29 protein-coding genes are annotated in these 22461 nt (G+C 64.1%); 15 read left to right on the top strand and 14 right to left on the bottom strand.

The window, feature by feature from the left end; translation table 11 throughout:
• The first annotated feature begins 176 nt into the window (after positions 1–176).
• Genes ACSH0F_RS03230 through ACSH0F_RS03200 form a run of 7 tightly spaced genes read left to right on the top strand, consistent with a single transcriptional unit; the run spans position 177 to position 4695 of the window.
• Positions 177–719, top strand: a complete 543-nt coding sequence (locus ACSH0F_RS03230) for an endonuclease domain-containing protein (RefSeq protein ID WP_435199836.1) — start codon at positions 177–179, stop codon at positions 717–719.
• Positions 720–1466, top strand: coding sequence for a Fe-S cluster assembly ATPase SufC (gene sufC, locus ACSH0F_RS03225; RefSeq protein ID WP_435199834.1), 747 nt, complete (start codon positions 720–722; stop codon positions 1464–1466).
• On the top strand, positions 1463–1864 hold the full coding sequence (locus ACSH0F_RS03220) for a hypothetical protein (RefSeq protein ID WP_435199832.1): 402 nt from the start codon (positions 1463–1465) through the stop codon (positions 1862–1864). The genes sufC and ACSH0F_RS03220 overlap by 4 nt, the downstream gene beginning before the upstream one ends.
• Positions 1861–2619, top strand: a complete 759-nt coding sequence (locus ACSH0F_RS03215) for a SufD family Fe-S cluster assembly protein (protein WP_435199830.1) — start codon at positions 1861–1863, stop codon at positions 2617–2619. Before ACSH0F_RS03220 ends, ACSH0F_RS03215 begins: the two co-directional genes overlap by 4 nt.
• Positions 2616–3833, top strand: coding sequence for an aminotransferase class V-fold PLP-dependent enzyme (locus ACSH0F_RS03210; protein ID WP_435199828.1), 1218 nt, complete (start codon positions 2616–2618; stop codon positions 3831–3833). Before ACSH0F_RS03215 ends, ACSH0F_RS03210 begins: the two co-directional genes overlap by 4 nt.
• Positions 3830–4336, top strand: coding sequence for an SUF system Fe-S cluster assembly protein (locus ACSH0F_RS03205; protein ID WP_435199826.1), 507 nt, complete (start codon positions 3830–3832; stop codon positions 4334–4336). Before ACSH0F_RS03210 ends, ACSH0F_RS03205 begins: the two co-directional genes overlap by 4 nt.
• A complete protein-coding gene (locus ACSH0F_RS03200) occupies positions 4336–4695 on the top strand; it encodes a HesB/IscA family protein (RefSeq protein ID WP_435199824.1) in 360 nt (119 codons plus the stop codon). Before ACSH0F_RS03205 ends, ACSH0F_RS03200 begins: the two co-directional genes overlap by 1 nt.
• Positions 4696–4741: 46 nt before the next feature.
• Here ACSH0F_RS03200 and ACSH0F_RS03195 read toward each other — a convergent pair whose 3' ends face one another.
• The 3 genes from ACSH0F_RS03195 to ACSH0F_RS03185 all read right to left on the bottom strand — a co-directional run bounded on the left by ACSH0F_RS03195 (position 4742) and on the right by ACSH0F_RS03185 (position 6840).
• Positions 4742–5671: a hypothetical protein gene (locus tag ACSH0F_RS03195; protein ID WP_435199822.1), complete on the bottom strand. Its 930-nt coding sequence runs from the start codon at positions 5669–5671 to the stop codon at positions 4742–4744.
• 64 nt (positions 5672–5735) lie between these two features.
• Positions 5736–6149: a hypothetical protein gene (locus ACSH0F_RS03190; protein WP_435199821.1), complete on the bottom strand. Its 414-nt coding sequence runs from the start codon at positions 6147–6149 to the stop codon at positions 5736–5738.
• Positions 6139–6840, bottom strand: coding sequence for an EI24 domain-containing protein (locus ACSH0F_RS03185; RefSeq protein ID WP_435199819.1), 702 nt, complete (start codon positions 6838–6840; stop codon positions 6139–6141). Before ACSH0F_RS03185 ends, ACSH0F_RS03190 begins: the two co-directional genes overlap by 11 nt.
• A gap of 106 nt (positions 6841–6946) precedes the next feature.
• Here ACSH0F_RS03185 and ACSH0F_RS03180 point away from each other — a divergent pair, with 106 nt between their 5' ends.
• Positions 6947–7942, top strand: a complete 996-nt coding sequence (locus ACSH0F_RS03180; protein ID WP_435199817.1) for an adenosine kinase — start codon at positions 6947–6949, stop codon at positions 7940–7942.
• A 294-nt stretch (positions 7943–8236) separates the two neighbouring features.
• Here ACSH0F_RS03180 and ACSH0F_RS03175 read toward each other — a convergent pair whose 3' ends face one another.
• Complete coding sequence (locus tag ACSH0F_RS03175) at positions 8237–8563, bottom strand: hypothetical protein (protein ID WP_435199815.1); 327 nt, start codon at positions 8561–8563, stop codon at positions 8237–8239.
• Positions 8564–8678: 115 nt separating this feature from the next.
• A complete protein-coding gene (purD, locus tag ACSH0F_RS03170) occupies positions 8679–9956 on the bottom strand; it encodes a phosphoribosylamine--glycine ligase (protein WP_435199813.1) in 1278 nt (425 codons plus the stop codon).
• Between purD and xseA the strand changes: the two genes are divergently transcribed.
• From xseA to ACSH0F_RS03150, 4 genes are read left to right on the top strand one after another with little or no spacing between them, the layout of a single operon-like run.
• Positions 9955–11409 carry an exodeoxyribonuclease VII large subunit gene (gene xseA, locus ACSH0F_RS03165; protein WP_435199811.1) on the top strand — a complete coding sequence of 485 codons (1455 nt, stop codon included), beginning with the start codon at positions 9955–9957 and terminating at the stop codon, positions 11407–11409. The genes purD and xseA overlap by 2 nt on opposite strands.
• 24 nt (positions 11410–11433) lie before the next feature.
• On the top strand, positions 11434–11643 hold the full coding sequence (locus ACSH0F_RS03160) for a DUF2093 domain-containing protein (protein ID WP_305931292.1): 210 nt from the start codon (positions 11434–11436) through the stop codon (positions 11641–11643).
• Entirely contained in the window at positions 11640–12557 is a 918-nt protein-coding gene (locus ACSH0F_RS03155) for a M23 family metallopeptidase (protein ID WP_435199808.1), read from the top strand. Before ACSH0F_RS03160 ends, ACSH0F_RS03155 begins: the two co-directional genes overlap by 4 nt.
• A 38-nt stretch (positions 12558–12595) precedes the next feature.
• On the top strand, positions 12596–13591 hold the full coding sequence (locus ACSH0F_RS03150; protein ID WP_435199806.1) for an esterase-like activity of phytase family protein: 996 nt from the start codon (positions 12596–12598) through the stop codon (positions 13589–13591).
• Between the two features lie 52 nt (positions 13592–13643).
• Here the strand turns inward: ACSH0F_RS03150 and rpmB are convergent, their stop codons facing one another.
• A complete protein-coding gene (gene rpmB / locus ACSH0F_RS03145; RefSeq protein ID WP_278329355.1) occupies positions 13644–13934 on the bottom strand; it encodes a 50S ribosomal protein L28 in 291 nt (96 codons plus the stop codon).
• Positions 13935–14095: 161 nt separating this feature from the next.
• Here rpmB and ACSH0F_RS03140 point away from each other — a divergent pair, with 161 nt between their 5' ends.
• Both ACSH0F_RS03140 and ACSH0F_RS03135 read left to right on the top strand, forming a co-directional pair.
• Positions 14096–14551 carry a nucleoside deaminase gene (locus tag ACSH0F_RS03140; RefSeq protein ID WP_435199804.1) on the top strand — a complete coding sequence of 152 codons (456 nt, stop codon included), beginning with the start codon at positions 14096–14098 and terminating at the stop codon, positions 14549–14551.
• A complete protein-coding gene (locus tag ACSH0F_RS03135; protein WP_435199802.1) occupies positions 14548–14985 on the top strand; it encodes a hypothetical protein in 438 nt (145 codons plus the stop codon). The genes ACSH0F_RS03140 and ACSH0F_RS03135 overlap by 4 nt, the downstream gene beginning before the upstream one ends.
• On the opposite strand, the gene ACSH0F_RS03130 is transcribed toward ACSH0F_RS03135, so the two are convergent.
• From ACSH0F_RS03130 to ACSH0F_RS03105, 6 genes are all read right to left on the bottom strand, one after another.
• Positions 14986–15717: a ribonuclease T2 family protein gene (locus ACSH0F_RS03130; RefSeq protein ID WP_435199800.1), complete on the bottom strand. Its 732-nt coding sequence runs from the start codon at positions 15715–15717 to the stop codon at positions 14986–14988.
• On the bottom strand, positions 15689–16126 hold the full coding sequence (locus ACSH0F_RS03125) for a hypothetical protein (protein ID WP_435199798.1): 438 nt from the start codon (positions 16124–16126) through the stop codon (positions 15689–15691). The genes ACSH0F_RS03130 and ACSH0F_RS03125 overlap by 29 nt, the downstream gene beginning before the upstream one ends.
• A gap of 90 nt (positions 16127–16216) precedes the next feature.
• Entirely contained in the window at positions 16217–16630 is a 414-nt protein-coding gene (locus tag ACSH0F_RS03120; RefSeq protein ID WP_435199796.1) for a hypothetical protein, read from the bottom strand.
• Between the two features lie 49 nt (positions 16631–16679).
• A complete protein-coding gene (nadC, locus tag ACSH0F_RS03115; protein ID WP_435200545.1) occupies positions 16680–17543 on the bottom strand; it encodes a carboxylating nicotinate-nucleotide diphosphorylase in 864 nt (287 codons plus the stop codon).
• 111 nt (positions 17544–17654) lie between these two features.
• Complete coding sequence (locus tag ACSH0F_RS03110) at positions 17655–18455, bottom strand: LytR/AlgR family response regulator transcription factor (RefSeq protein WP_278329349.1); 801 nt, start codon at positions 18453–18455, stop codon at positions 17655–17657.
• Positions 18452–19684, bottom strand: a complete 1233-nt coding sequence (locus ACSH0F_RS03105) for a sensor histidine kinase (RefSeq protein ID WP_435199793.1) — start codon at positions 19682–19684, stop codon at positions 18452–18454. The genes ACSH0F_RS03110 and ACSH0F_RS03105 overlap by 4 nt, the downstream gene beginning before the upstream one ends.
• Before the next feature lie 81 nt (positions 19685–19765).
• Here ACSH0F_RS03105 and ACSH0F_RS03100 point away from each other — a divergent pair, with 81 nt between their 5' ends.
• Positions 19766–20374 carry an HD domain-containing protein gene (locus tag ACSH0F_RS03100; RefSeq protein ID WP_435199791.1) on the top strand — a complete coding sequence of 203 codons (609 nt, stop codon included), beginning with the start codon at positions 19766–19768 and terminating at the stop codon, positions 20372–20374.
• Between the two features lie 3 nt (positions 20375–20377).
• On the opposite strand, the gene ACSH0F_RS03095 is transcribed toward ACSH0F_RS03100, so the two are convergent.
• Positions 20378–21064, bottom strand: a complete 687-nt coding sequence (locus tag ACSH0F_RS03095; RefSeq protein ID WP_435199789.1) for a DsbA family protein — start codon at positions 21062–21064, stop codon at positions 20378–20380.
• 13 nt (positions 21065–21077) lie between these two features.
• Complete coding sequence (locus ACSH0F_RS03090) at positions 21078–22460, bottom strand: M48 family metalloprotease (protein WP_435199787.1); 1383 nt, start codon at positions 22458–22460, stop codon at positions 21078–21080.
• Position 22461: the final 1 nt, after the last annotated feature.

The following is a 22461-nucleotide window of genomic DNA, read 5'->3' as shown; positions in this document are numbered from 1 at the left end:
TTCTTCGCGATTAGCAAGCGGAAGGCTTCTTGGCGTAGCGTTGATTACCATCGCTCAGAGCAACCGACACAGTATCGGTTGTTTTTCCTACTTTTTGCTTTCGTGGGCATGACTTCCGCTTTGTGCGCGATCGCGCTCGGCCATAGCGTTGTCATAAATCTTATCGGGCGTGGATAATGACCGACCGCAAAACCCTCCAGCTTCGCGATCCGTCTGAGACCGCCGACGACACCCCGCCCGCGCTCAAGAAGAAGGGCCGCGGGTGGGAGATTTCGGAGAAGCGACTCGATGCGCTGCATGATCGCGCGCGCATTTTGCGGCGGCATTCGACTCCGGCGCACAAGGCATTGGCGAAGAAATTCGCGGAGGCCGACATGGGCCGCTACAAATTTACTCGCCATGCCGTGGTCGGCAGCGCGATCGTCGATTTCAACTGCCACAACCTCGGCCTCGCCGTGATGATCGACGAGGACGATGCGGACGATACGCTGGCCAAGCGCCGCGACAAGAGCCTCGAGGCGGTCGACATCCGCGTGATGCGCATCCCCGCCGCCGAAATCCTCGAGAACATGGACGATGTGCTCCAGCGCCTCACCGTCGTGATGCGCGAGCGGATCGCCGACAAGAAAGCCCGGGCCCGCGCCCATCGCGAGGCCAATCCCAACCAGCACTATTCGCGCCCGAACCGCACCGGCGGTCCGCGCAGGAATGACAGGTAAATGCTCGAAATCGAAAACCTCACTGCCGAGATCGACGGCAAGACCATCCTCAACGGCCTCACGCTCACCGTGCCTGCGGGCGAGGTCCATGCGATCATGGGCCCCAATGGCGCAGGCAAGTCCACGCTGTCCTACGTGCTTGGCGGCCGCCCGGGCTATGAAGTGACCGGCGGCAGCGTGCGCTTCAACGGCGAGGATCTGCTCGACATGGAGCCGCACGAACGCGCGGCGGCGGGGCTGTTCCTCGGCTTCCAGTATCCGGTCGAGATTCCCGGCGTCTCCAATGTGCAGTTTCTGCGCGAGGCGCTGAATTCGCAGCGCAAGGCGCGTGGGGAAGAACCGCTGACCGGCGGCGAATTCCTGAAGCTCGCCAAGGAAAAATCCGCGCTGCTCAAGCTCGATCCGGAAATGCTCAAACGCCACGTCAACGTCGGCTTCTCCGGCGGCGAGAAGAAGCGTGCGGAGATGGTCCAGATGGGTATTCTCGACCCGAAATTCGCCGTGCTGGACGAGACCGACTCCGGCCTCGATATCGATGCGCTGCGCGTCGTGGGCGAAGGCATCAATTCGATCATGCGCGCCCCGGACAAGGCGGTGCTGCTGATCACCCACTACCAGCGCCTGCTCGAAGTGGTGAAGCCTGACAAGGTCTCGATCCTGTCGCAGGGCCGCATCGTCCAGACCGGCGGGCCGGAGCTGGCCGTGCGTCTCGAGGAAGAGGGCTACGATGCGGTGATGGCGGCATGAGGACGCTCGCGATTGCCCTGATGCTGGCCTCGTCCGGCGCAGCTGCAGCGCAGGATACCGCGCCCCAGCCCCAGACCGAAGTCGAAGAACAGATCGTCGTCATCGGCGAGCGGATGCACACCTGGAACGGCGGCCTTGCCAAGGTCGACGGCAAGCTCACCTGCCGCACGAAGAAAAGCAGCGGCGACGAAATGGTCGATGCGATCCGCTGCGGCGCGATGCTGACCTGCATGGGCGAACTCGCCCCGCAGATCGACGAGGTGATGGCGTCCGACATTGCCCGCAAGGAAAAGCAAGCGCAGGTGCAGGCCATCGCGGAAGGCGCGGTGCCCTGCATGGATGCCTATCACAAGACGGCCGTCATGCGCCTCGCGCAGAGCCGGGCAGGCAAGCTATGAGCGAAACCGCCGATCTCCCCACTCGCAAGGACGAAGCTTGGCGCTATTCGCGCGTCGAGCGACTGCAGGGCGTGCCGCTCGACGACTGGCGCACCATCGACGTGGCCGCCGGCGAGAACTTTCGCGACACGCTGGTCGTCGCCGATGGCGAGGCGACCAAACCGACCGAATTGCACCGCTGGCGCGTGACCGTAGGCGAAGGCGCGACCTGCGAGCTCTTCGCCGTTCTCGCCTCCGCCGAATTCGCGCGGCTGGAGATCGAGGTGGTGCTGAAGAAAGGCGCGCATTTCGAGCTTGGCGGCATCACCGTTGGCGGGCGGGAAACCGTGCGCGAATTCGTGACTCACATGACCCATGCCGAACCCGAGGCTACCAGCAATCAGGTCGTCCGCGCAGTTCATTGGGGTCACGGAACGGGCAACTTCCTCGGCCGGATCGATGTAGTGCGCGATGCGCAGAAGACCGATGCGGCGCAGGACTTCAAGGGGCTGTTGTTGGAAAAGGGCGCAAGCGTAAATGCCGTGCCGCAGCTCGAGATTTTCGCCGACGACGTGAAGTGCGCCCACGGCGCCAGCGTCGGCCAGCTGGACGAAAATGCGCGCTTCTACCTGGCCGCGCGCGGCGTCTCGCCGGAGCTTACGCAGCGTCTGCTCGCGCAGGCCTTCCTCGGCGATGCGCTGGTCAATCTCGACGACGAGGCTCTGCGCGACGAACTGATGGACGTTGCGCTGGCCAAGGTGGACCGGAACCTGTGAGCGAGACGGCAACCCTCACGCGCAAGGCGGATTTCCCCGGCCTCGTGACGGGCGACGGCGCGCCGTGGCACTATCTCGACACGGCGGCGACGGCGCAGAAGCCGCGGGCGGTGATCGACGCCATGGGCAACGCATTGGGCCGCGACTATGCGACCGTGCATCGCGGAGTCTATGGTCGCTCGGCGCAGATGACGCTGGGGTATGAAGCAGCCCGCCGCAGGGTCGCAGACTTCATGGGCGCACGGAGCGAGAACGAAGTCGTGTTCGTGCGCGGCGCGACCGAGGCGATCAATCTCGTCGCCGCCAGCTGGGGCATGACGCAGATCGGCGAGGGCGACCGGATCGTCCTGTCCACGCTGGAGCACCACTCCAATATCGTCCCCTGGCAGATGGTCGCGGAGCGGACCGGTGCGCAGATCGACGTCTGCCCCCTGACCGAGGACCACCGGATCGACCTAGGTGCGCTCGAGGAGCTGCTGACGCCGCGAACCAAACTGGTTTCTCTCGCGCACGTATCGAACGTTTTGGGTTCGGTGCTCGATGTGCGAAAGGCGGCGGACCTCGCGCATTCGATCGGCGCGAAGATCATGCTCGACGGCTGCCAGGCGGCACCGCGCATGGCGCTCGACATGGCCACGCTCGATTGCGATTTCTATGCTTGGTCGGGTCATAAGCTCTACGGCCCCACCGGCATCGGCGTGTTGTGGGCGCGCGAGGAGATCCTCGATGCGATGCCCCCGTGGCAGGGCGGCGGCGCGATGATCGACAAGGTCACTTTCGACAAAACCACCTATGCCCCGCCGCCCCAGCGTTTCGAGGCAGGCACGCCGATGATCACCGAGGCGATCGCGCTCCATACGGCGATCGACTATGTCGCCGGGATGGGGCCCGACAGGCTCTTCGCCCACGAGAGCGTCCTCGCGCGGCAATTGCGCGACGAACTCCGCAATCTCAATTCGGTGACGCTGTTCGGGCCCGACGATAGCGCCGGGATCGTCAGTTTTGCGATAGAGGGGGTTCATCCTCACGATCTCGGCACCATATTGGATGAAGAGAATGTCGCGATCCGTGCCGGACACCACTGCGCACAGCCGCTGATGGAGCACCTCGGCGTCCCCGCGACCGCGCGGGCAAGCTTCGGGCTCTACTCGGACGAAAGCGATATCGCCGCCCTTTTGCGCGGCATAGACCGTACCCAAAGGATCTTCGGATGAGCGAAGAAACGAATAACGATCAGGATTTCATTGCGGCTCCCTCGCCGGCGGATACCGTCGTGGGCAAGCCTCCCCGCGCCCGTGTGGAGGATGCCGTCGATCCAGACGAGACGCCGCGCGAGAGCATGGAGCGCAAGCGCGACTATCTCGAAGGCTTCCTGCAAAAGAAGCCGGAGAATGTGCCCGCAGGTGCGCCGGGCGGTGATCTTTACGAGGCGGTCGTGGCCGCGCTGAAAGAGATTTACGACCCCGAGATCCCGGTGAACATCTACGATCTCGGCCTGATCTATGGCGTGGACGTGGACGACGAGAGCGACGTAACCGTCACCATGACCCTGACAACGCCGCATTGCCCGGTCGCCGAAACCATGCCGGGCGAGGTCGAACTGCGCGCCGCCAGCGTGCCCGGCGTCCGCGACGCCGAGGTCAATCTCGTCTGGGATCCGCCCTGGGGTCCCGAAAAGATGACCGATGAGGCCCGCCTCGAACTGGGGATGCTCTGATGACCGAGACCACTACACGTCCGGCTCCAAAAGCTGCCGTCCTTCTCACCGAGCGCGCCGAGCAGCGTGTCGCCGACCTGATGGCGAAAGCGCCCGATGATGCCATCGGCGTGAAGCTATCGACCCCGCGCCGTGGCTGTTCGGGCCTTGCCTATTCGGTCGACTACGTCACCGAAGAGGCGAAGTTCGACGAGAAGATCGAAACCCCGGGCGGGATCTTCTACATCGACAGCGCAAGCGTGCTCTACCTGATCGGCAGCACGATGGACTGGGTTGAGGACGACTTCACCGCCGGCTTCGTGTTCGACAATCCCAACGCCAAAGGCGCTTGCGGCTGCGGCGAAAGCTTTATGGTCTAGATCGACCGGGTATCGGCTACGATTGCACTCGGCCAGTAAGGCCAAGTCAGTCCTCGGCGAGAAAGTCGAGCAGCGCCTGTTCGTATTCGTCGACCTTGCCGTCGGCCTCGATTTTCGTCGCCAGCCATGCCGATTCGTCGCTGGTGACCTCTTCGGCCTCTGCGACAAGCTCTTCGCGCGTCGGCTCGTAATCCTTTCGACCGAAGACGACGCCGAAGGAGTTCGGCGCTGCCCGCGCCATGCGGCCGAGAAAACCACCGACGCTGGAGGAGGTGTCGGCCATGAAGGCCTGCAATTCGCCGGCCCGCTCGCGGCTGATCTGCGCGTTCTCAGCGCTGTAGCCCTGCAAATAATTGGCAACGCCCTGCACGAACAGTCGCTTCCATTCGGGATCGTTGTCCGCGCCCAGCGTCGCATCTTTCAGGCGGAACAGCATGCTCGCCTCGTTCGGACCGACCGCAGCGGGTCGCTCGCTAGCTGGCGCAAAGATTGCGCGGCGGAGCAGCTTCGCTTCGGTTGCGTTGACATTGCCCGCTTGCAGCGCGCCGCCATCGCGTGTCGGACCGGTGCCTTCGAGCACGGCCTTTTCCATCTGTTTCAGCGCGTACTCCTTCAGGGACTGCGGCACGTTCTGCGCCCGCTTGAACACGCGGACCAGCAGTTCCAGCTCGGCCATCGAGCCCAGCTGTCCGTCGGCATCGATCTGGCCCATCAGCCATTGCGCGTTCTCGGCATCGACATAGCCTGCCGGCGCGCGCTGGTTAATCACATATTCGCCCAGTGTCTCGACGAAAAAATCGACCCATTCGGCAGGCTTGGTCGCAAGCTCGTGATTGAGCGCGAAAATCGCCTCGGCTTCGCCTTGCGAGATGCGCCCGTCCGGCCAAGCCTCGCGCCGCAATGCAAGCACGTCCGCGCCTGTAATCGCGCCGTCCGCGCCGACCTTCTTCGCCAATTCGCCGAAATGCACGCTCATTGCCTGCCCACTTCCCGTAATTTTCACGTCGCGAGGAAGCTAGCGCGGTTTGCTTAAGACCGGGTTAGCGTCGCAGCGCCTTCACGCAGGCGGCGCGGTCCACGTCCAGCCCGTCGCTCGCCCGGCGCGCATCGACATAGGTCGCGCTCGGCTCGCCGCGCGGCTCGAGCGGATAGAGATAGATGTCGAGCACGCAGGCCGGGCCGACGAATTGCAGCTTGCGCGCGTCGCCTTCATTCACCGTCAGCCGGGGCGGGCCGAACAGATTGGCTAGGGCGGTTTCGTTCTTTCCTATCACGCCCTCCAGCCCCGGCAGGTTCATGACGCGGGGGGCGATGAAACCGCCGCTCGAGGGCGCGGTGACGATGTCCTGCGGCGGAGGCGCTGCTCGCGGCTGTTGCGCCGGTGCCGCGGGTCCGCTCGGCGTGGTCGCGCAGGCAGCGAGGAGTGGGAGGACGAGGAGGACGCTACTGCGCATGGTCGATCGGTTTCCGTGTGCTGCGGTGGACCAGGTGCGTCGCACTCGCCGCGCCGATAATGGGCGCAAGAAGGTTGATGAAGGGTATCGCCAGCAGCCCGGCGACAACGCCGCCCAAAGCGAAACGGGTCAGGCCGCCGATCGGCTGGACTTCCACTGCGTCACGCCTGTGCCGTAACCAGACCATGTCCTGCAATTCGCGGCCCAGTAGCAGCGCGTTGACGAACCAGAACACGATCGCAGGGCCGATGGCGGTGAACAGCAGCGCCACGGCGATGGGCGCCGCAAGCAAGTTGAACAGGATGACCCGGCTTGTGGCGCGCAGGCTGTTCGACAGCTCCTCCCCGAAAGGCACCTTGCGCGCCCCGGCGGCGTGGGCGGGATAGTGCTTCGCCTCGACGGCATGAACGACTTCGTCGGCGAAGAACTGCAACACGGCCAGCGCGACAATGCGGAACAGCAGCCAGGCACCGATAACGAAGATGAGGATCGACAGGACAGCATAGACCTCGCCGCTGAGGTCGATCCAGCGCGACAGAAGCCACGGCAGGGCCGCATTCAGCGCGAATGCCGCTGCCACGAAGATCGCCAGCGTCACCGCCAGGCTCTTGCCGAGCCCGCGCAGTATGGCCGGATCGCCAAGCTGGCCGAGGGCGAGTGACAGGGCGCGGGGCAGCGAAACCATTGCCATGCCGATTGGGCGGCGGCGGGCATCAAGTCAACGCCGCGCTTGGCCTTCCCCCGATGAACCGCTAACCGCGCCCGACATATCGAAAATCCAGACCACCGGAGTACCCATGACCCAGCCCCGTTACGACGTTATCGCCATCGGCAATGCGATCGTCGACGTGATGTCGCCCTGCGAAGACGAACTGATCGAGGACCTCGGCCTCGCCAAGGGCGGGATGACGCTGGTCGATACCGATCGCGCGGAGGAGCTGTATTCGGCCATGGGTCCGGCCAAGGAGATTTCCGGCGGTTCGGCTGCCAATACGCTCGCCGGGATGAGCGCGCTGGGCGCGCAATGCGCTTTCGTCGGCCAGGTCGCGAAGGACCAGCTGGGCGATGTCTTCAGCCACGACATTCGCGCCGTCGGCATCGATTTCGACACGCCCGCCCGCGACGAAGAGCCGCCGACCGCCCGCTGCCTGATCTTCGTGACGCCCGATGGCGAGCGGACGATGAATACCTTCCTCGGCGCGAGCCAGTTCCTGCCGCCCAAAGCGCTCGACGACGAGCTGATCGCCAGCGCGGGGATCCTCTATCTCGAAGGCTACCTCTGGGACCCCGAAGAACCGCGCAGCGCCATGCGCCATGCGATCGACGTTGCACGCAAGGCCGGGCGCAAGGTCGCCTTCACCGCCAGCGAAAGCTTCGTGATCGACCGCCACGGCGACGATTTCCGCGCGCTGATCGAGGAAGGGCAGATCGACATTCTGTTCGTCAATGAAAACGAACTCGCCTCGCTGACCGGCGAGAGCGATTTCGACGCCGGCCTCGCCGCGCTGGAGGGCAAGGTCCCGGTGATCGTCGCCACCCGCAGTGCCAAGGGAGCCGTAGCCATCGCCGACGGCACCCGCGCCGAAGTGGCCGCCGAGCCTGTCGAGAAGGTGGTCGACACCACCGGCGCAGGCGATCTCTTCGCTGCGGGCTTCCTCACCGGCCACGCGCGCGGCGATGATCTCGAAACCTGCCTCCGCATGGGCGCAATCTGCGCGGCGGAGATCATCAGCCATTACGGCGCGCGGAGCGAAGCGGATCTGAAGGCGCTGGTGAGCAAGAAGCTGGGCTAGGTCCGTATTCTAGTGTTATCCCGTGAGGGCCTGTTGTGCGAAACGCAAGTTGACGAAACACGGCCCCGCCGCCCCCGATATATTTACAAGAACACATTCCGAAAATGCGAAAGCCCCGCTGGTTCGGCGGGGCTTTTTGCGTTGGGAGTGAGCATGATTTCAAAGAGCATCCCGACCATACCGTGCTGGCTCACCTGTAGGAAAGAGCGGAAGACGGCGTCCTTGAGATTGACCGCTATCCTACAAAAAGCAGCCAAAAATCTGTCATTCCGATAGCGACCCGATAGCGGAAGTTCACTCGACGGGTGATGGCCAGCATTCGAAACGCGCGTTGTCGGTCGAGTTCATTCCCCGTATTGAAAAGCCAGGCAGTTGTTGCAGTCGAGCAAGTGCCTCCGTATCGCCGGTCGCCATCTGAGGAAAGGCGACCTTTGTTTGGCCGGTGTTGTCGTTGAGAAGCCACCAAACGTCTGCTCCCCAAGGGCCATCGTCGTTTGTCTCGACATAAACAGCAGCAAGGTCTGTCATCTTGATGCGCTGCTCGGCCTGCTTGGGCGCTCGACAGACAATCTCATCGTCCGCTGTCACTTCGACGACAAATTGCGCTTCAGGATGCTTCATGCGAGCATGATGCCTTCGAGAGGGTTCTGGCGCAACGGCCGATCACCACCCAAATTCGGTCAAGCGGCCCTACCCAAAACCTCCCCGAAAGCGGCCCCAAGCCGTTCGGCACGCCTCACCCATGCTGCTCGCGCCGCACCTCCCTTTGGCCGATGTCGCGGCGGCAGAAGCCGTCCGGAAAATCGACCGCGTCGACTGCGGCATAGGCGGCGCGCTGCGCTTCGGTCGCGCTTGCGCCGGTGGCCGTGACGTTGAGAACGCGGCCGCCGCTCGACACCAGCTTGCCGTCCTCCATCGCGGTGCCAGCGTGGAAAACCTTGGCACTGCCGGCCTCCGCCTGCCCCAGATCGATCGTCCCGCCTGTCTTCGGCGTGCCCGGGTAGCCTTCTGCCGCCATCACCACGGTCAGCGCGAAATCGTCCGACAGCGCGGGCGTGGCGACCTCGGCCAGCGTTCCACGCGCACAGGCCTGCATCAGTTCGACGAGGTCGCTTTCCAGCCGCATCATCAGCACCTGGCATTCGGGATCGCCGAAGCGCGCATTGTATTCGATCAGCTGTGGGCCGTCCCTGGTCAGCATCAGCCCGGCATAGAGCACGCCCGAATAGGGCATGCCCTCGGCGGCCATGGTGCGCACGGTCGGCTCGACGATTTCGCGCATGACCTGCGCCTGCAACTCCTCGGTCAGCACCGGGGCGGGGGAATAGGCGCCCATGCCGCCGGTGTTGGGGCCGCGATCGCCTTCGCCAACGCGCTTGTGGTCCTGCGCGGTGCCGATGGGGACGATGGTCTCGCCGTCGGTGAGGGCGAAGAAGCTCGCCTCCTCGCCGGTCAGGAACTGTTCGATCACCACCTCGCTGCCCGCGCTGCCGAACTTGCCGTCGAACATCTCGTTCAGCGCTTCCTGCGCCTCTTCATAGGTCTCGGCGATCACCACGCCCTTGCCCGCGGCCAGCCCGTCGGCCTTGAGCACAAAGGGCGGCTTGAACCGTTTCAGCGCGCCCCACGCCGCCTCCAGCGAGGTGCAGCGTTCGTAGCGCGCGGTGGGGATGGTCGCGCGCTGGCACAGCTCCTTGGTAAAGCCCTTGCTGCCTTCGAGCTGCGCTGCCTGCTGCGAAGGGCCGAAGGTATCGATGCCTGCGGCGCGCAGCGAATCGGCGAGGCCGCCCACCAGCGGAGCCTCCGGGCCGATCACAACCAGGCCGATGTCGTTCTCTCGCGCGAAAACGATGACTGCCTCGTGGTCGGTGGCATCCAGCGTGACGCAGCTCGCATCCTGTGCGATGCCGGGATTGCCTGGCGCCGCCCACAGCTTGTCGCACAGCGGCGATTGCGCCAGTTTCCATGCCAGCGCATGTTCGCGCCCGCCCGACCCGAGCAACAGGATATTCATGGCTTCCGATTTCCCACCAGATACTGACGATGCGAACTTGGTAGCGAAGGGCCGCGCAGGCGACAACGCCGAGCCGCTGACGGTGAGCGAAATATCGAACGCGTTGAAGCGCACGGTGGAGGACCGCTTCGGCTTCGTGCGCCTGCGCGGCGAACTGTCGGGCGTGAAGCGCGCGGCGAGCGGGCATATGTATTGCGCGCTCAAGGACGAGAAAGCCGTGCTCGACGGGGTGATGTGGCGCGGCAATGCGGGCCGCCTGCCGTTCAATCCGGAAGACGGGCTGGAAGTCGTCGCGAGCGGGAAGCTGACGACCTATCCCGGGCGCTCCAAATACCAGATCGTGATCGAGCGGATGGAACTGGCGGGCGAGGGCGCACTGCTGGCGTTGCTCGAAAAGACCCGCGCGCGATTGCAGGCAGAGGGATTGTTCGACAGCGAGCGCAAGCAGGCGCTGCCGTTCCTGCCGCGCACCATCGGCGTCGTGACCTCGCCCACCGGCGCGGTGATCCGCGACATCCTCCACCGGCTGGCGGACCGCTTTCCCAGCCGCGTGATCGTCTGGCCGGTGCTGGTGCAGGGGCAGGGCGCGGCGGAGCAGGTGGCAGGCGCGGTGCGCGGCTTTTCCGCCATGCCCGAAGGCCATCCCGAACGCCCCGACCTCGTAATCGTTGCGCGCGGTGGCGGCTCGATCGAGGATCTGTGGAGCTTCAACGAGGAAGCGGTGGTGCGCGCCATCGCCGACTGTCCGATTCCCACGATCAGCGCGGTGGGGCACGAGACCGATACGACGCTGGCCGATTATGCCGCCGACCGCCGCGCGCCGACGCCGACGGCTGCCGCAGAAATGGCGGTTCCGGTGCGCGCCGAGCTTGCCGCGGTGCTGGCGGATTTCGAGGCACGCAAGAAACGCGCGATCCTGCGTCCGGTCCAGCTGGGCCGCGAGCGGCTGGAGGCGCGCGTGCAGCGCCTGCCGAAACGCGAGGCATTGCTGCAACCGCAGGCACAAAAGCTCGACGATCTGGCCGCGCGATTGCAGCAGGGGCTGCGCGATCGGGCGGCCATGGGGCGGGAGCGGCTGGGCGAATTGCGCCTGTCACCCGCCTTGGTGGCAGGGCGGCTGCGCGAGGCGCGCGGGCGGTTCGACAGCGTCCGCCTCGCACCCGCGATGATCCAGAGGCCCCTGGCGGAGCGGCGCGAGCGCCTCGCATCGCTGGTGCGACTTGTCGAGCAGTTGCACCCCGACCGGCCTCTGGAGCGCGGATATGTCCGCGTGATCGGGTCGAGCGGCACGGTGACCGACCGGGCGGAGGCAGCGAAGGAAGCGGCGCTCACGCTCAAATTCCGCGATGGCGAGTTGGAGGTAACGACCGGCAAGGCACCGGCCGCGCCGAAACCGAAGCGAAAGCCCCCTGCCAGCGGAACGCCGCCGAAACAGGATGATTTGTTCGGTTAAGGTGGACCTGCTAGGATTTGCGCCATGCTGATGAACAAAAATTCCTCACCGTCGAACGGCGAAGCCAAGCTGCAATACGGGCCCAGCGGCTTTCGCGTCCTGCGCCCCGGCCAGCACGTGATCTGCGCCATGAGCGGCGTGCCGATCCCGCTGGACGAATTGCGCTACTGGTCGGTCGAGCACCAAGAGCCTTACGCGACTCCGCAGCTTGCCACCGAGCGGCTGAAGCCGTGAGGTTTGCACGGGTCGCGCCGCTACTCCTGATTACTGCCGCGTGTGTATCGCTGCCGGACCCATCGGAAACCGTTCAGCCTGCAGGGCCGACGGAGGTCGTCCAGCCTGTTCGCACGCCGACTCCCGCACCTAGCTCGACCCCGTCCGAGCCGACCCGTCCGGCCACTTTCAGATTCGATGGAGAACTGACGCAAGGCGGCTGGATACGCGGCACTGCGCCGGGCGGCGCGACGAAATTGCAGCTCGGTGGGGAAGAGGTGGCATTCGATGACGAGGGTTGTTTCTTCGCCGCGTTCGACCGCGATGCGGGCGCCGCGGCAGAACTCGTCGCGACGCTGGCGGATGGCCGCACGATCCGCAGTCCGCTCACCATCGCCCCGCGCGACTGGGACATCGAGCGCGTGAATGTCGCACGGCGAGCTGGCGGCGCTTCGGAAAGCTTCATGCAACGCCGCCGCCCCGAACTCGCCGCGATCTGGGATGCGCGCCAGCAGCGCACTGGCGCCGAAGGTTGGCGGCAGGATTTTATCTGGCCGGTCACCGGGCGCATTTCGGGCCGCTTCGGATCGCAGCGCATCTACCGCGGCGAGCCGGGGAGCTATCACTCGGGCCTCGATATCGCGGGTGGCGCGGGCACGACTTATGTCGCCCCGGCGGACGGCATAGTAACGCTGGTTGAGCGCGATTTCAGTCTCGAGGGCCAGCTGCTCATCATCGACCATGGACAGGGCCTCAACAGCGCGTTCCTGCATTCTTCGGAGCTGTTCGTGCGCGACGGTCAGGCGGTGAAGCAAGGCCAGCCGCTCGGACGCATCGGAGCCTCGGGCCGCGCCACCGGGCCGCATCTGCACTGGAGCATTAAGTGGAAAAATGCGCGGCTCGACCCGCTGCTCTTCCTGGGGCCGATGCCCTGAACCGAACTGCACCTTTCCGATGAGGGACGCTTTCTGACATGCGCCCCGTACGGCTCGCGCTCGCGCTGCTGGTTGCGGCAGCACTTGCGCCTGGCACCTTCGTGCACTCGCCGCCCAAACCGAAGGTGCGCAACCCCACGGTGGCCATCGCGCCCCTGACAATCGAGCAGGGCCGTTTCGGGCCGCTGGTGCTCGACGGGGGCTGGACCCTGCATGGTTTTCGCAACATGTTCGGCGGCTATTCCGCGCTTGTTTCTTTGCCAGACGACAGGCTCATCGCAGCCAGCGATACCGGCCGCCGTCTGATTTTCACCCGTCCGGACCGAAGAGGGCCCTCTCCGGATCTGCTTTGGTTGGGGACGGCAAGCGACACCGACAAGATCCTGGCGGACCTCGAATCGCTTACGCGTGATCCTGAAAGCGGGACCTTTTGGGGCGCATACGAGGGTACGAATTCCATTCGCCGGTTCGGACCGGAGCTGGATGTTCAGGGGACTGTCGAACCGGCACTAATTGCTAATTGGGGCGACAATACCGGTGCAGAGGCGTTCGTTCGTTTGAGCGACGGTCGCTTCCTGGCGATCGAGGAAGACCCGGAAAGCTGGGGTGACGAGATCCACCGAGCAGTGGTCTTCGAGGACGATCCGGTGGACGGGGCGAGCGGCGCGCCGCTCCGCGTGATCGTACCGGATGGATATAGCCCGGTCGATATGGCGGTACTCGACGAGAACCGTATTCTCATGCTGTTGAGGCGACTGGTTTTTGCGATCCCGCCCGCCTTCGATACGGCCTTCGCGATCCTCGACACGGACGAGATTGCCCCCGGAAACACCGTCGAACTACGACTTATTGCCGAAACCGGAGACGAAATTCCCAAGGAGAACTACGAAGGCCTGGCAGTGACCGAAGATGCCGAGAGCCGGAACGTCTGGATCATTTCCGACGATAATATGATGCGTTACCAACGCACCCTGCTGCTCCGCTTTCGCTGGGACGAACCGGAAAGGTTCCCACAACAAAAAGCGCGCAAGTGACCCCGCGCGCCCTTTCGTCTGCTCGTCAGGAGTAGCGCCGCAGCGCTCGACCTTAAGCGGCTTCGGCGTTCGCCTTCTTCAGCTCGCGCTTCACCTTGAGCGCGTTGGCCGAAAGCTTCTCGTCCTTGGTCTTCAGCAGCCAGTTGTCGAGGCCGCCATTGTGTTCGACCGAGCGCAGGCCCTGGGTCGAGACGCGGAACTTGAAGCTGCGATCGAGCTTCTCGCTCATCAGCGTGACGTTCTGCAGGTTCGGCAGGAAGACCTTCTTGGTCTTGTTGTTGGCGTGGCTCACATTGTGGCCGACCTGGCGACCCTTGCCGGTGAGTTCGCAAATGCGCGACATGATACGTCTCTCGTTCGATTCGAATGGTTGGGCGCGTTCCCTTGCCCGCGCGAGGCGGATGCGGGGTTCGTTTATCCCGGAAAGCGGCGCGCATAGCGGCGGGGGCGCGAATCGTCAAGCACGTTGCGCCGCCCCTGCGCGGGGGCTAGCGATGCCTGGATATGCCCGCCTGGACCCTCCCGCAACCCATGCAACGCGCGCTCGAACTGGCCGAAGCCAGCGCGGCGGCAGGCGAGGTGCCGATTGGGGCGGTGGTGACGCGCCATGGCGAGGTAATCGCAGAGGCGCACAACGCGCCGCGCCAGACGCACGACCCTACCGCCCACGCGGAAATCCTCGCCATCCGCCGCGCCGCAGAGGCACTGGGCGACGAACGCCTGACCGACTGCGAACTATGGGTCACGCTGGAACCCTGTGCCATGTGCGCCGGCGCCATCGTCCACGCGCGCATTGCCAAGCTGTATTATGCCGCGAGCGACCCCAAGGGCGGTGCCGTCGAGCACGGAGCGCGGGTTTTCGACCAGCCGCAATGTTTGCATAGGCCCGAGGTTTATTCGGGCATGGGCGAGGGGCGCGCGGCTGAAATGCTGCGAGACTTTTTCAGGAAGCGAAGATGAAGCTGACCTCGATCACTGCGGAGAGGCACTATTTTAATAAGAAGCCGAATGGCCCACCTTTTCGCCTACTCTTAGGTTTTTCGAACGGGGGGACTCTGCGCTTGCAGGTCGCCGGCGATGGCCAGAGGATGATCCTCGATAACGACCCGCTACCTGGCCCCATGAAGATGGACGAGTTCGGCAGGACAGAACTGTCCGACGTGACGCGGAATCTTTTCCCGAGGCTCTGTGAGCTTGTAATTGAGCGGATCGTTGAACTTGTTTGGCACCGAAAAACGGTAGGGATTTGCTTGGAATTCCAAACCTCCAGCCCATTCTACTTCTGGGTTGACGGCGACGAGTTGCGCTGGGGTGACCCCACAGCTTTGCGAGCCCATGACTGGCTCGACAATGTGCTCCCATCAGCCACGGAGAAGGCTGTTTTGGTGGAGTAGCTACAACCCCCGCCAGATCTTCGCCTGCGCCGCATCCCGCGCGCCGAACCGAACCCGGTCGCAGGCCTTCGGCATGAAGCGCTTGTCGTAGCAGAGCCGCAGTTCCTGCAGCCAGCCGCGGGCATTCAGCTTCACCCCCAATGCCTCGCGCGTCCAGCCGGGGTTTGCGTCGACGAACCGCGTGCGGATCGTGCCGGCGGTCAGATCGTCCTCGCGGCTGATGCGGTCGAAGTCCGGCCAGTAAAGGCCGTTCCACAATATGCGCGTGACCTTGAAATAGGTCGCCGGGCGGCGCGTCATGCAGCTGCCGTGCTTGGCCCATTGCCGCGTGAGCAGGCTGGCGGAGGGCGAGAGGCACATGTTCGGGCGCAAATCGCGCGCGGTCAGCAGCCGCTGCGATCCGCACCATTGCGGCCACGTGCGTCCGCTCTCCGGCCACAATCCATGCACTACCATGCCGAAGCGGCCAGCACGGTGCGAGCATTGCCGCGCATGGCGCGCCTGCCCCTCACGGCCCTTGCAGAACTCCGGGCTCCAGCTGACCGCTAGCGTGTAGCCTGTCACCGGCAGTCTGCGCGGCGGCGCATCCGGCGTGATTTCGGGCACGCTCAGCTTCGCGGGGAGGCGACACTGGTAAGCTTGGGCAAGCGCCGGGCTGGCGATACTGCCCAGCCAAAGCGCAGCAATTGCAGCGCGGGCGAGGCTAAACCTGATCGGAAACCTGCCCGTCATCCTTGCCGAACCATGCCCTAGCATCCGCCCTGAACAGGAAGGACACGGCGATGGCCGCGCTCGCCACGGCAGCGATGTCGGCGATGAGGCCGAGACCCATGGCAGTATTGGCGATGCGCATGCCAACCGAATAGGCCGCATAGGCGATCAGAACGGCCAGCACCCAACGGGCAGCGCCAAGGCGCGAGAGCACGATGGCGGCCCAGAAGATGAGTGCCAGCACGAGGAACATCGCCACCGAGGAGAACAGCAGGACTATGCCCATGCCGCGCGAATTAGCGCCGAATTCGTCGATGACAGCATCGGTATAAGTGGACATCTCCGACCAGCCCAGCGCAGTCGACACGAGGCTGAGCGCGACTGCGAGGAAATACCACCCCTCGAACCGGCTGATCGACCTTGGCTTCAATGTTCTCTCCCCACCCGTCCATCTGGGGAATGGCCGATTACTTGTTTAGCGTAAAGATGGCACAACACAGTGTCACACAAGCTGGAGGTGTCATTCGCTGGCGGCAGCGTCGCCTTCGAGCCAGGCGCGGGCATCCGCACGGAAGAGCAGGACGATGGCGACCACCTGCAGCAGCGTCACCACGAGGCCGAGCACTGCCGGCAAGCTGAATCCATCGCTGAAGCTGAAATTGCCGAAGAACAGACCGATCGCAACCATGGCGACCAGCAGCCACTTTGCGATGTTGCTGGCGCGGTGCGCGATGAAATACCACAGCGCCAGCGGTATCAGCAGGCTGGTTAGCACCACTCCCATGACGATCGGCCCGCCACCGATTTGCGCCAGCGCGGGGTCGGCCTCGACCTCTTCGACAAGCGTCGAATAGGCAAGCACGGCATTGATCAGGGCCAGCACGAGCGACGCCAGAAACAAGCGATCGAACAGGACTATGGATTGGGGGCGCACCCGGTCTCTCCCGCATAGTTTGCGTTACCGGACGGCAGATGCCGCGTATTCAGAGCGGCGTAAAGTCCAGTCCGATATCGGCAGCGGGCGCGCTCTGCGTCAGACGTCCGACGGAGACGTAATCGACACCCGTGGCGGCTTTAGCCTTGATCGTGTCGAGATTGATCCCGCCGCTCGCCTCGGTCGGCACGCGGCCTGCTACCAGCGCGACCGCTTCGCGCAGGGTCGGCGGTTCCATATTGTCGAGCAGCAGGCGGGTGGCACCGGCTTCGAGCGCGGGTTCGATCTGGTCGATGCGGTCGACTTCGCAGATGATGTCTTCCACGCCCGCCTCGACCGCGCGGCGGACCGCTTCGCCCACGCTGCCGGCGACGAGCACGTGATTGTCCTTGATCATCGCGGCATCCCACAGACCCATGCGGTGATTCGCGCCGCCACCCATGCGAACGGCGTATTTCTCCAGATGGCGCAGGCCGGGGATGGTCTTGCGCGTATCGAGTAGGGTGCACTCGGGATTGTCCATCACGGCGACATATTCGGCGACCATCGTCGCTATGCCGGACAGGTGCTGCACGGTGTTCAGCGCAGCCCGCTCGGCGGTAAGCATGGCGCGGGCATTGCCTTCCAGTCGCATGAGATCGGTGCCTGCGGATACGCTCGCACCGTCCTCGACGAGGATGTCGATCCGCATATCCGCATCGAGCGCGCGGAAGAACGCCTCGGCCACCGGTAGCCCGGCGACATGGATCGCATCGCGCGTGTCCATCACGCCCGCGAAGCGCGCTTCGGCGGGGATCACGCTCTCGCTTGTTACGTCCACCCCGCCGTCGGGCAGGGCCTCGCCCAAATCCTCGGCCAGCGTGTCGCGGACGAATTGATCGAGATCGAAGCCGGGGAGTTTGAACAACAGAATTGCTCCGTTCGTGCTGAGCCTGTCGAAGCACCGTTCTTACTTCTGGCGCAGGTATCGAAAAGAAGGGCGGCCCTTCGACAAGCTCAGGGCAAACGGACTCATCCAAGGTTTTTAGTGGACGAACCTAGCGACGACATCCCTGTAGGAGCGGCTCACCTTCACCTCCGCGCCGCTATCCAGCACAAGGAAGCATTCGCCGTTCGTATGCGGCTTCACCTGGCGCACCTGGTCGAGATTCACGATGGTGGAGCGGTGCACCCGCTGGAACTTGCGCGGGTCGAGGCGGCGCTCGAGATCCTTCATCGTCTCGCGCAGAATCAGCGAATTGTCGCCGGTGTAGATGCACATATAGTCGCCCGCGGCCTCGATATGCTCGATCGTGTCGGTCTCGACGCGGAAGATCTGGCCGCGATCCTTTACGTTGATCAGCTTCTCGTACCGACCGGCGGTCTCGGCATCTTCGCCGGACGCCAGCTCTTCGGCCGCTTCGGGCGCAACTTCGGAGAGGACGTTCTTGAGCCGCTCGACATCATCGGTGCTCTTCTTTTCGGCGAGGCGCTGGCGGACGCGTTCGATCGTATCGGCCAGCTTGTCTTCGTCCACCGGCTTCATCAGGTAATTGACCGCGTTCGCCTCGAAGGCACGGATCGCGTGTTCCTGGAAGGCGGTGACGAAAACGAACAGTGGCGGATCGATTTCCATGACTCCCTGAACGACGGAAAAGCCGTCGAACCCGGGCATCTGGATGTCGAGGAAGACGAGGTCGGGTTTCTGCGTCTTGATCGCGCGGATCGCCTCGCGTCCGTTCTGGCAGGTTTCGATGATCTCGACGTCCTCGAACGCTTCGAGGCGCAGTTGGAGACCCTGGATGGCGAGCTTTTCGTCGTCGACGAGGATGGTGCGAATAGTCATGTCGTTTGCGGTGCTTTCCGGGGAGGTTGCAGCGGTTCAACGGGTGAGGGGCCCGCGGGTTTCTGGGATGCTGCGGTTTGGGGGGCGGATTGTGGCGCTGCGGTTAACGCGGCCGGCTCCTCGTCCGATTCCAGGGGCAATTCGATGAGAACCGAGAAGCCCCCGCTTTCGGGCGAGCGAATTTCGAAGCGATGTTCCTCGCCATAGGCCTGGGCGAGGCGGTCGCGGATATTGGTGAGGCCGACGCCGGTCGAATCGCGGCGCGCGCGGCTGGGGCGTACGGCGGGGAGCCCGTCCTCGACGTTCTGCGCATTCATGCCCGGGCCGGTGTCCGAGACGGTCACACGCAGGCGCGGCCCGACGACTTGCGCCATCACGGCCACTTCTGCGCCTTCCTCCTGTGGGCTGACGGCATATTTGATCGCGTTCTCGACCAACGGCTGCAGCAGCATGGCAGGGAGAGTGGCCTTGGCGGCCTCCTCCTCGATGCGGAAATCGGTGCGGAGCCGCTCTTCGAAGCGCATGCGTTCGATATCGAGATAGAGCTTCAGCGTCTCCACCTCTTGCGCCACCGTCACCTTGCCGCCGGGCTGCGTGACCAGCGTATGGCGCAGGAAGCTGGACAGGCGCGTGAGCATCGCATTGGCCGTCTCGGTCTGCTTCAGCAGCACCAGCGTGCTGATCGAATTCAGCGTGTTGAACAGGAAATGCGGATTGAGCTGGTAACGCAGCATCGCGAGCTGCGCGCTCGTCGCCTGCGCTTCCAGCCGCTCCAGCCGGTCTGCCTGCTCCTCCACCTGGAGGAAGAAATTGATCGCGTAATAGAGCGCCGACCACGCGCCGAGCAGAGTGAGGTCGAAGAAAAAGATGCCGACGAAGAGGCTGGCGAAATTGCCCGTATTGGCGCCGCCTGCCACCTCCAGCACCCAGCTGTCGATGAAGGCATAGACGCCGGTCGCGCCGCCTAGCACGACAGCAGTCACGCCCCAGGTCACCAGTGGTTTCTGCTTGATGAGCTGGCTGTAGACGACAGCGAGGATCAGGCTGATCGAGAAGCCGGTGATAGTCGCGATCAGGATGATGACGAGCCGGTCGGCCGGCTGGCCATTGGCGAGCGCGGACATAGCGCGCAGCATCGTTGCCCCGCCCCAGCCGGCCAGCTGGAGGTTCCAGAACGCCTGGTTCTTGTTGGCGAAGAACGGCGTCGGACGGATGGGCAACACGGCCATTACCCTGCTCCCTAGCCCAATTGCGACGAACTGCGCCAGCCGCTACACTGCTCGCAACAGGCAAAGCGAGAGAGGCATGCGATGGGTATTCAGGAAAGCATAGGCCATTCGGTCGCGGAACGCGCGAAATTCCGCGAGATGAAGGAAGGCACCAAGGAAGACTGGGGCCTGATCGCAGGCGAATACCGCGCCTTTGCGAAGGGTTTGCCCGATCGCGTGCTCGAACATCTGAAGCTGCTGGACGGCGATTTCGGCGGCTTCCCGGTCTGCCGACTGGAGCATTCGCTGCAAACCGCGACTCGCGCGCATCGCGACGGGCGCGGCGAACAATATGTCGTGATGGCGCTGCTGCACGATATCGGTGACACTCTGGGCAGTTACAACCATCCCGAGGTTGCAGCCTCGATCATCAAGCCCTTCGTGACCGAGGAGATCCACTGGATCTGCCAGAACCACGGCGCCTTCCAAGGCTATTATTATTTCCACTTCCTCGGGATGGACCAGAACGCGCGCGACCAGTTCAAGGACAACCCGCATTACGAGGCGTGCCGCGAATTCTGCGAGAAATACGATCAAGCGGCGTTCGACCCGGATTACGAAAGCGAACCGCTGGAATACTTCGAACCGATGGTGCGCCGGGTAATGGAACGTCCGCTGGCCTCGTCCTATGCCAAAGCGCTTGACGAATAGTTTCTAGGCCTCGCCGTCGAGCGCGTCCTGCAGGCGCTCGGCGGGGACGAGCCCTTCGATAGCCTCGTCGCCGGCGATCCAGCTCGGCGTGCCGCTGAAGCCGAGAGTGCGGGCCAGGCCCATATTGCTAGCGAGCTCGGCAGTCGCCTCCTCCGAAGCCGCAAAGCGCTGCGCCGCTTCCATGTCGAGTTCTGCGATCCGTCCCGCCTGCGCGATGGTTGCCTCGCTCGGTGGGCCGAGTTCGAACATGGCGTGGTAGAACGCAGGATACTTGCCCTGTCGCGCGGCGGCGAGAGCCATGCGCGCCGCCTGCTCGCTGCCGTCGAAAATCGGCCATTCGCGTACTACGACTTTGAGCTCGGGATCGGCGGCGATCATCTCGTCGATCTGTGCGATGGACTGGCGGCAATAGGTGCAGCCGTAGTCGGTGAACTTGACCAGCACCTTCGACCCGTCGGGATTGCCCAAAACTGCACCGGGAAACGCCTCGCGCACGCTGTCATCCACTTGCGCCAGCCGATCGCTTGCCTGACCGCGCTGATAGGCCTCCGCCATCTCGGGCAAAATGTCGGGATTGGACACGAGGTATTCGCGCATCTGCCCGTTGCCGAGCCCGCTTGCCGACCAGATGGCGGCACCCAGGAAGCCGAAGACGAGCGCCAGCAGCGCGGTGACGAGGTTGCGTTTCATATCGCCTGCGACCCTAACGCCGTCCGTCGCAATTGCGACCCTTTTCCATTTCGCATTGTCGTTCCAGCAAGGCGCGGGCCTGCATGCCGATGTCCTGCGCGCGCAGCCAGTCGGGCGAACCATGGGGCAGCGCCGCCTCGGCAAATTGCGCGCTGCGCATGGCGAGGCCATATTGCCCGCTCATCACCTGTTGCTCCGCGCTGGCGAGGCGGGCGCGCGGCATGTCGCCACGTTCGGCATAGACCACGCCAAGCTGGTACCACGCGAAGGGATTGTAGCGGTCCCGCCCCACGGCAGCACGCAGCACCTTCTCGGCCTCTTCGTAATTCATCCGGTCCTCGGTCGCGATCAGCGCATGGCCCAGCATGCTGGCGATCAGCGGCTGCGAATTGGTGAGAGTCGTCGCGCGGCGAAGCGGATCGAGCGCTTCGGAAGGCCTGCCCGATTCGAGCAGCACCTGGCCTTTCAGCTCGAGAAAATACGGGTCATCCGGATCCTTCGCCAGCAGCGCATCCGCCGTTTCCAGCGCGCGGTCGACGCGCGCGTTTTTATGATAGGCATAGGCGCGGGCGTAGAGCGCGGGAATGGTGTTCGTCGTTTCGGGATAGTCGCGCAGCGTCTCGTTCGGCTTGGCGATATAGCCGGTGAGCTTGGCCTTCACCCGCTCGAACCTGGCCTGTTGCGCGGCATTGCGCGGCGCGTCCCAAGCCGTGTCTTTCTCATACACCTCGGTCAGCGTGCGGATGCGATCGCCGGAAAGCGGGTGGGTGCGGTAGAAACCCGCTTCGTCGGACTGGCTGTAGCCATAACGAAACTCGCGATTCAGAAGCTTGCCGAAAAAGGTCAGCGAACCGCGGCCGGAAATGCCCGCTTCGGAGAGGTATTCGGCTCCCGCAAGGTCGGCAGAGGCTTCCTGCGTACGGGTGAAGGCGAGGAACTTGCCCATCGCCGCCTGCTGGCCGAGCGCCATGATCCCCGCCGCAGCTTCTCCCGCGCCCGCCAGTGCCGCGCCGATGCCCGCCAGCACGGAAAGCAGCGAAATCTTCGAGGCCGTGCCGATACCTTCGCTGTAGCGAATGATGTGCCCACCGGTGATGTGGCCGAGTTCGTGCGCGATGACGCCCTGGACTTCTTCGGCGCTGTCGGCGGCCTCGATCAGGCCGCTATGAATATAGACTGCCTGCCCGCCCGCAACGAAGGCGTTGATGGAGGGATCATTGACCAGAATGATGTCGACATTCGCCGGCTCCAGCCCGGCGGCTTCGATCAGCGGTTCGGATATTTCGTCGAGGAACTGCTCGGTTTCCGCATCCCGCAGAATGCTTTGCGCGGCGACCGGCTGCGCGGCCAGCATGGCGGCGGCGAGAATGGCGAGCAGGCGGGCGAGAAAGCGCATA

This window comes from Qipengyuania sp. 902 (genome assembly GCF_051195295.1).
In the GTDB taxonomy this organism is placed as follows: domain Bacteria; phylum Pseudomonadota; class Alphaproteobacteria; order Sphingomonadales; family Sphingomonadaceae; genus Qipengyuania.
Note: the sequence above shows the minus strand (reverse complement) of the source record. Positions and strands in the feature narration are given on the sequence as shown.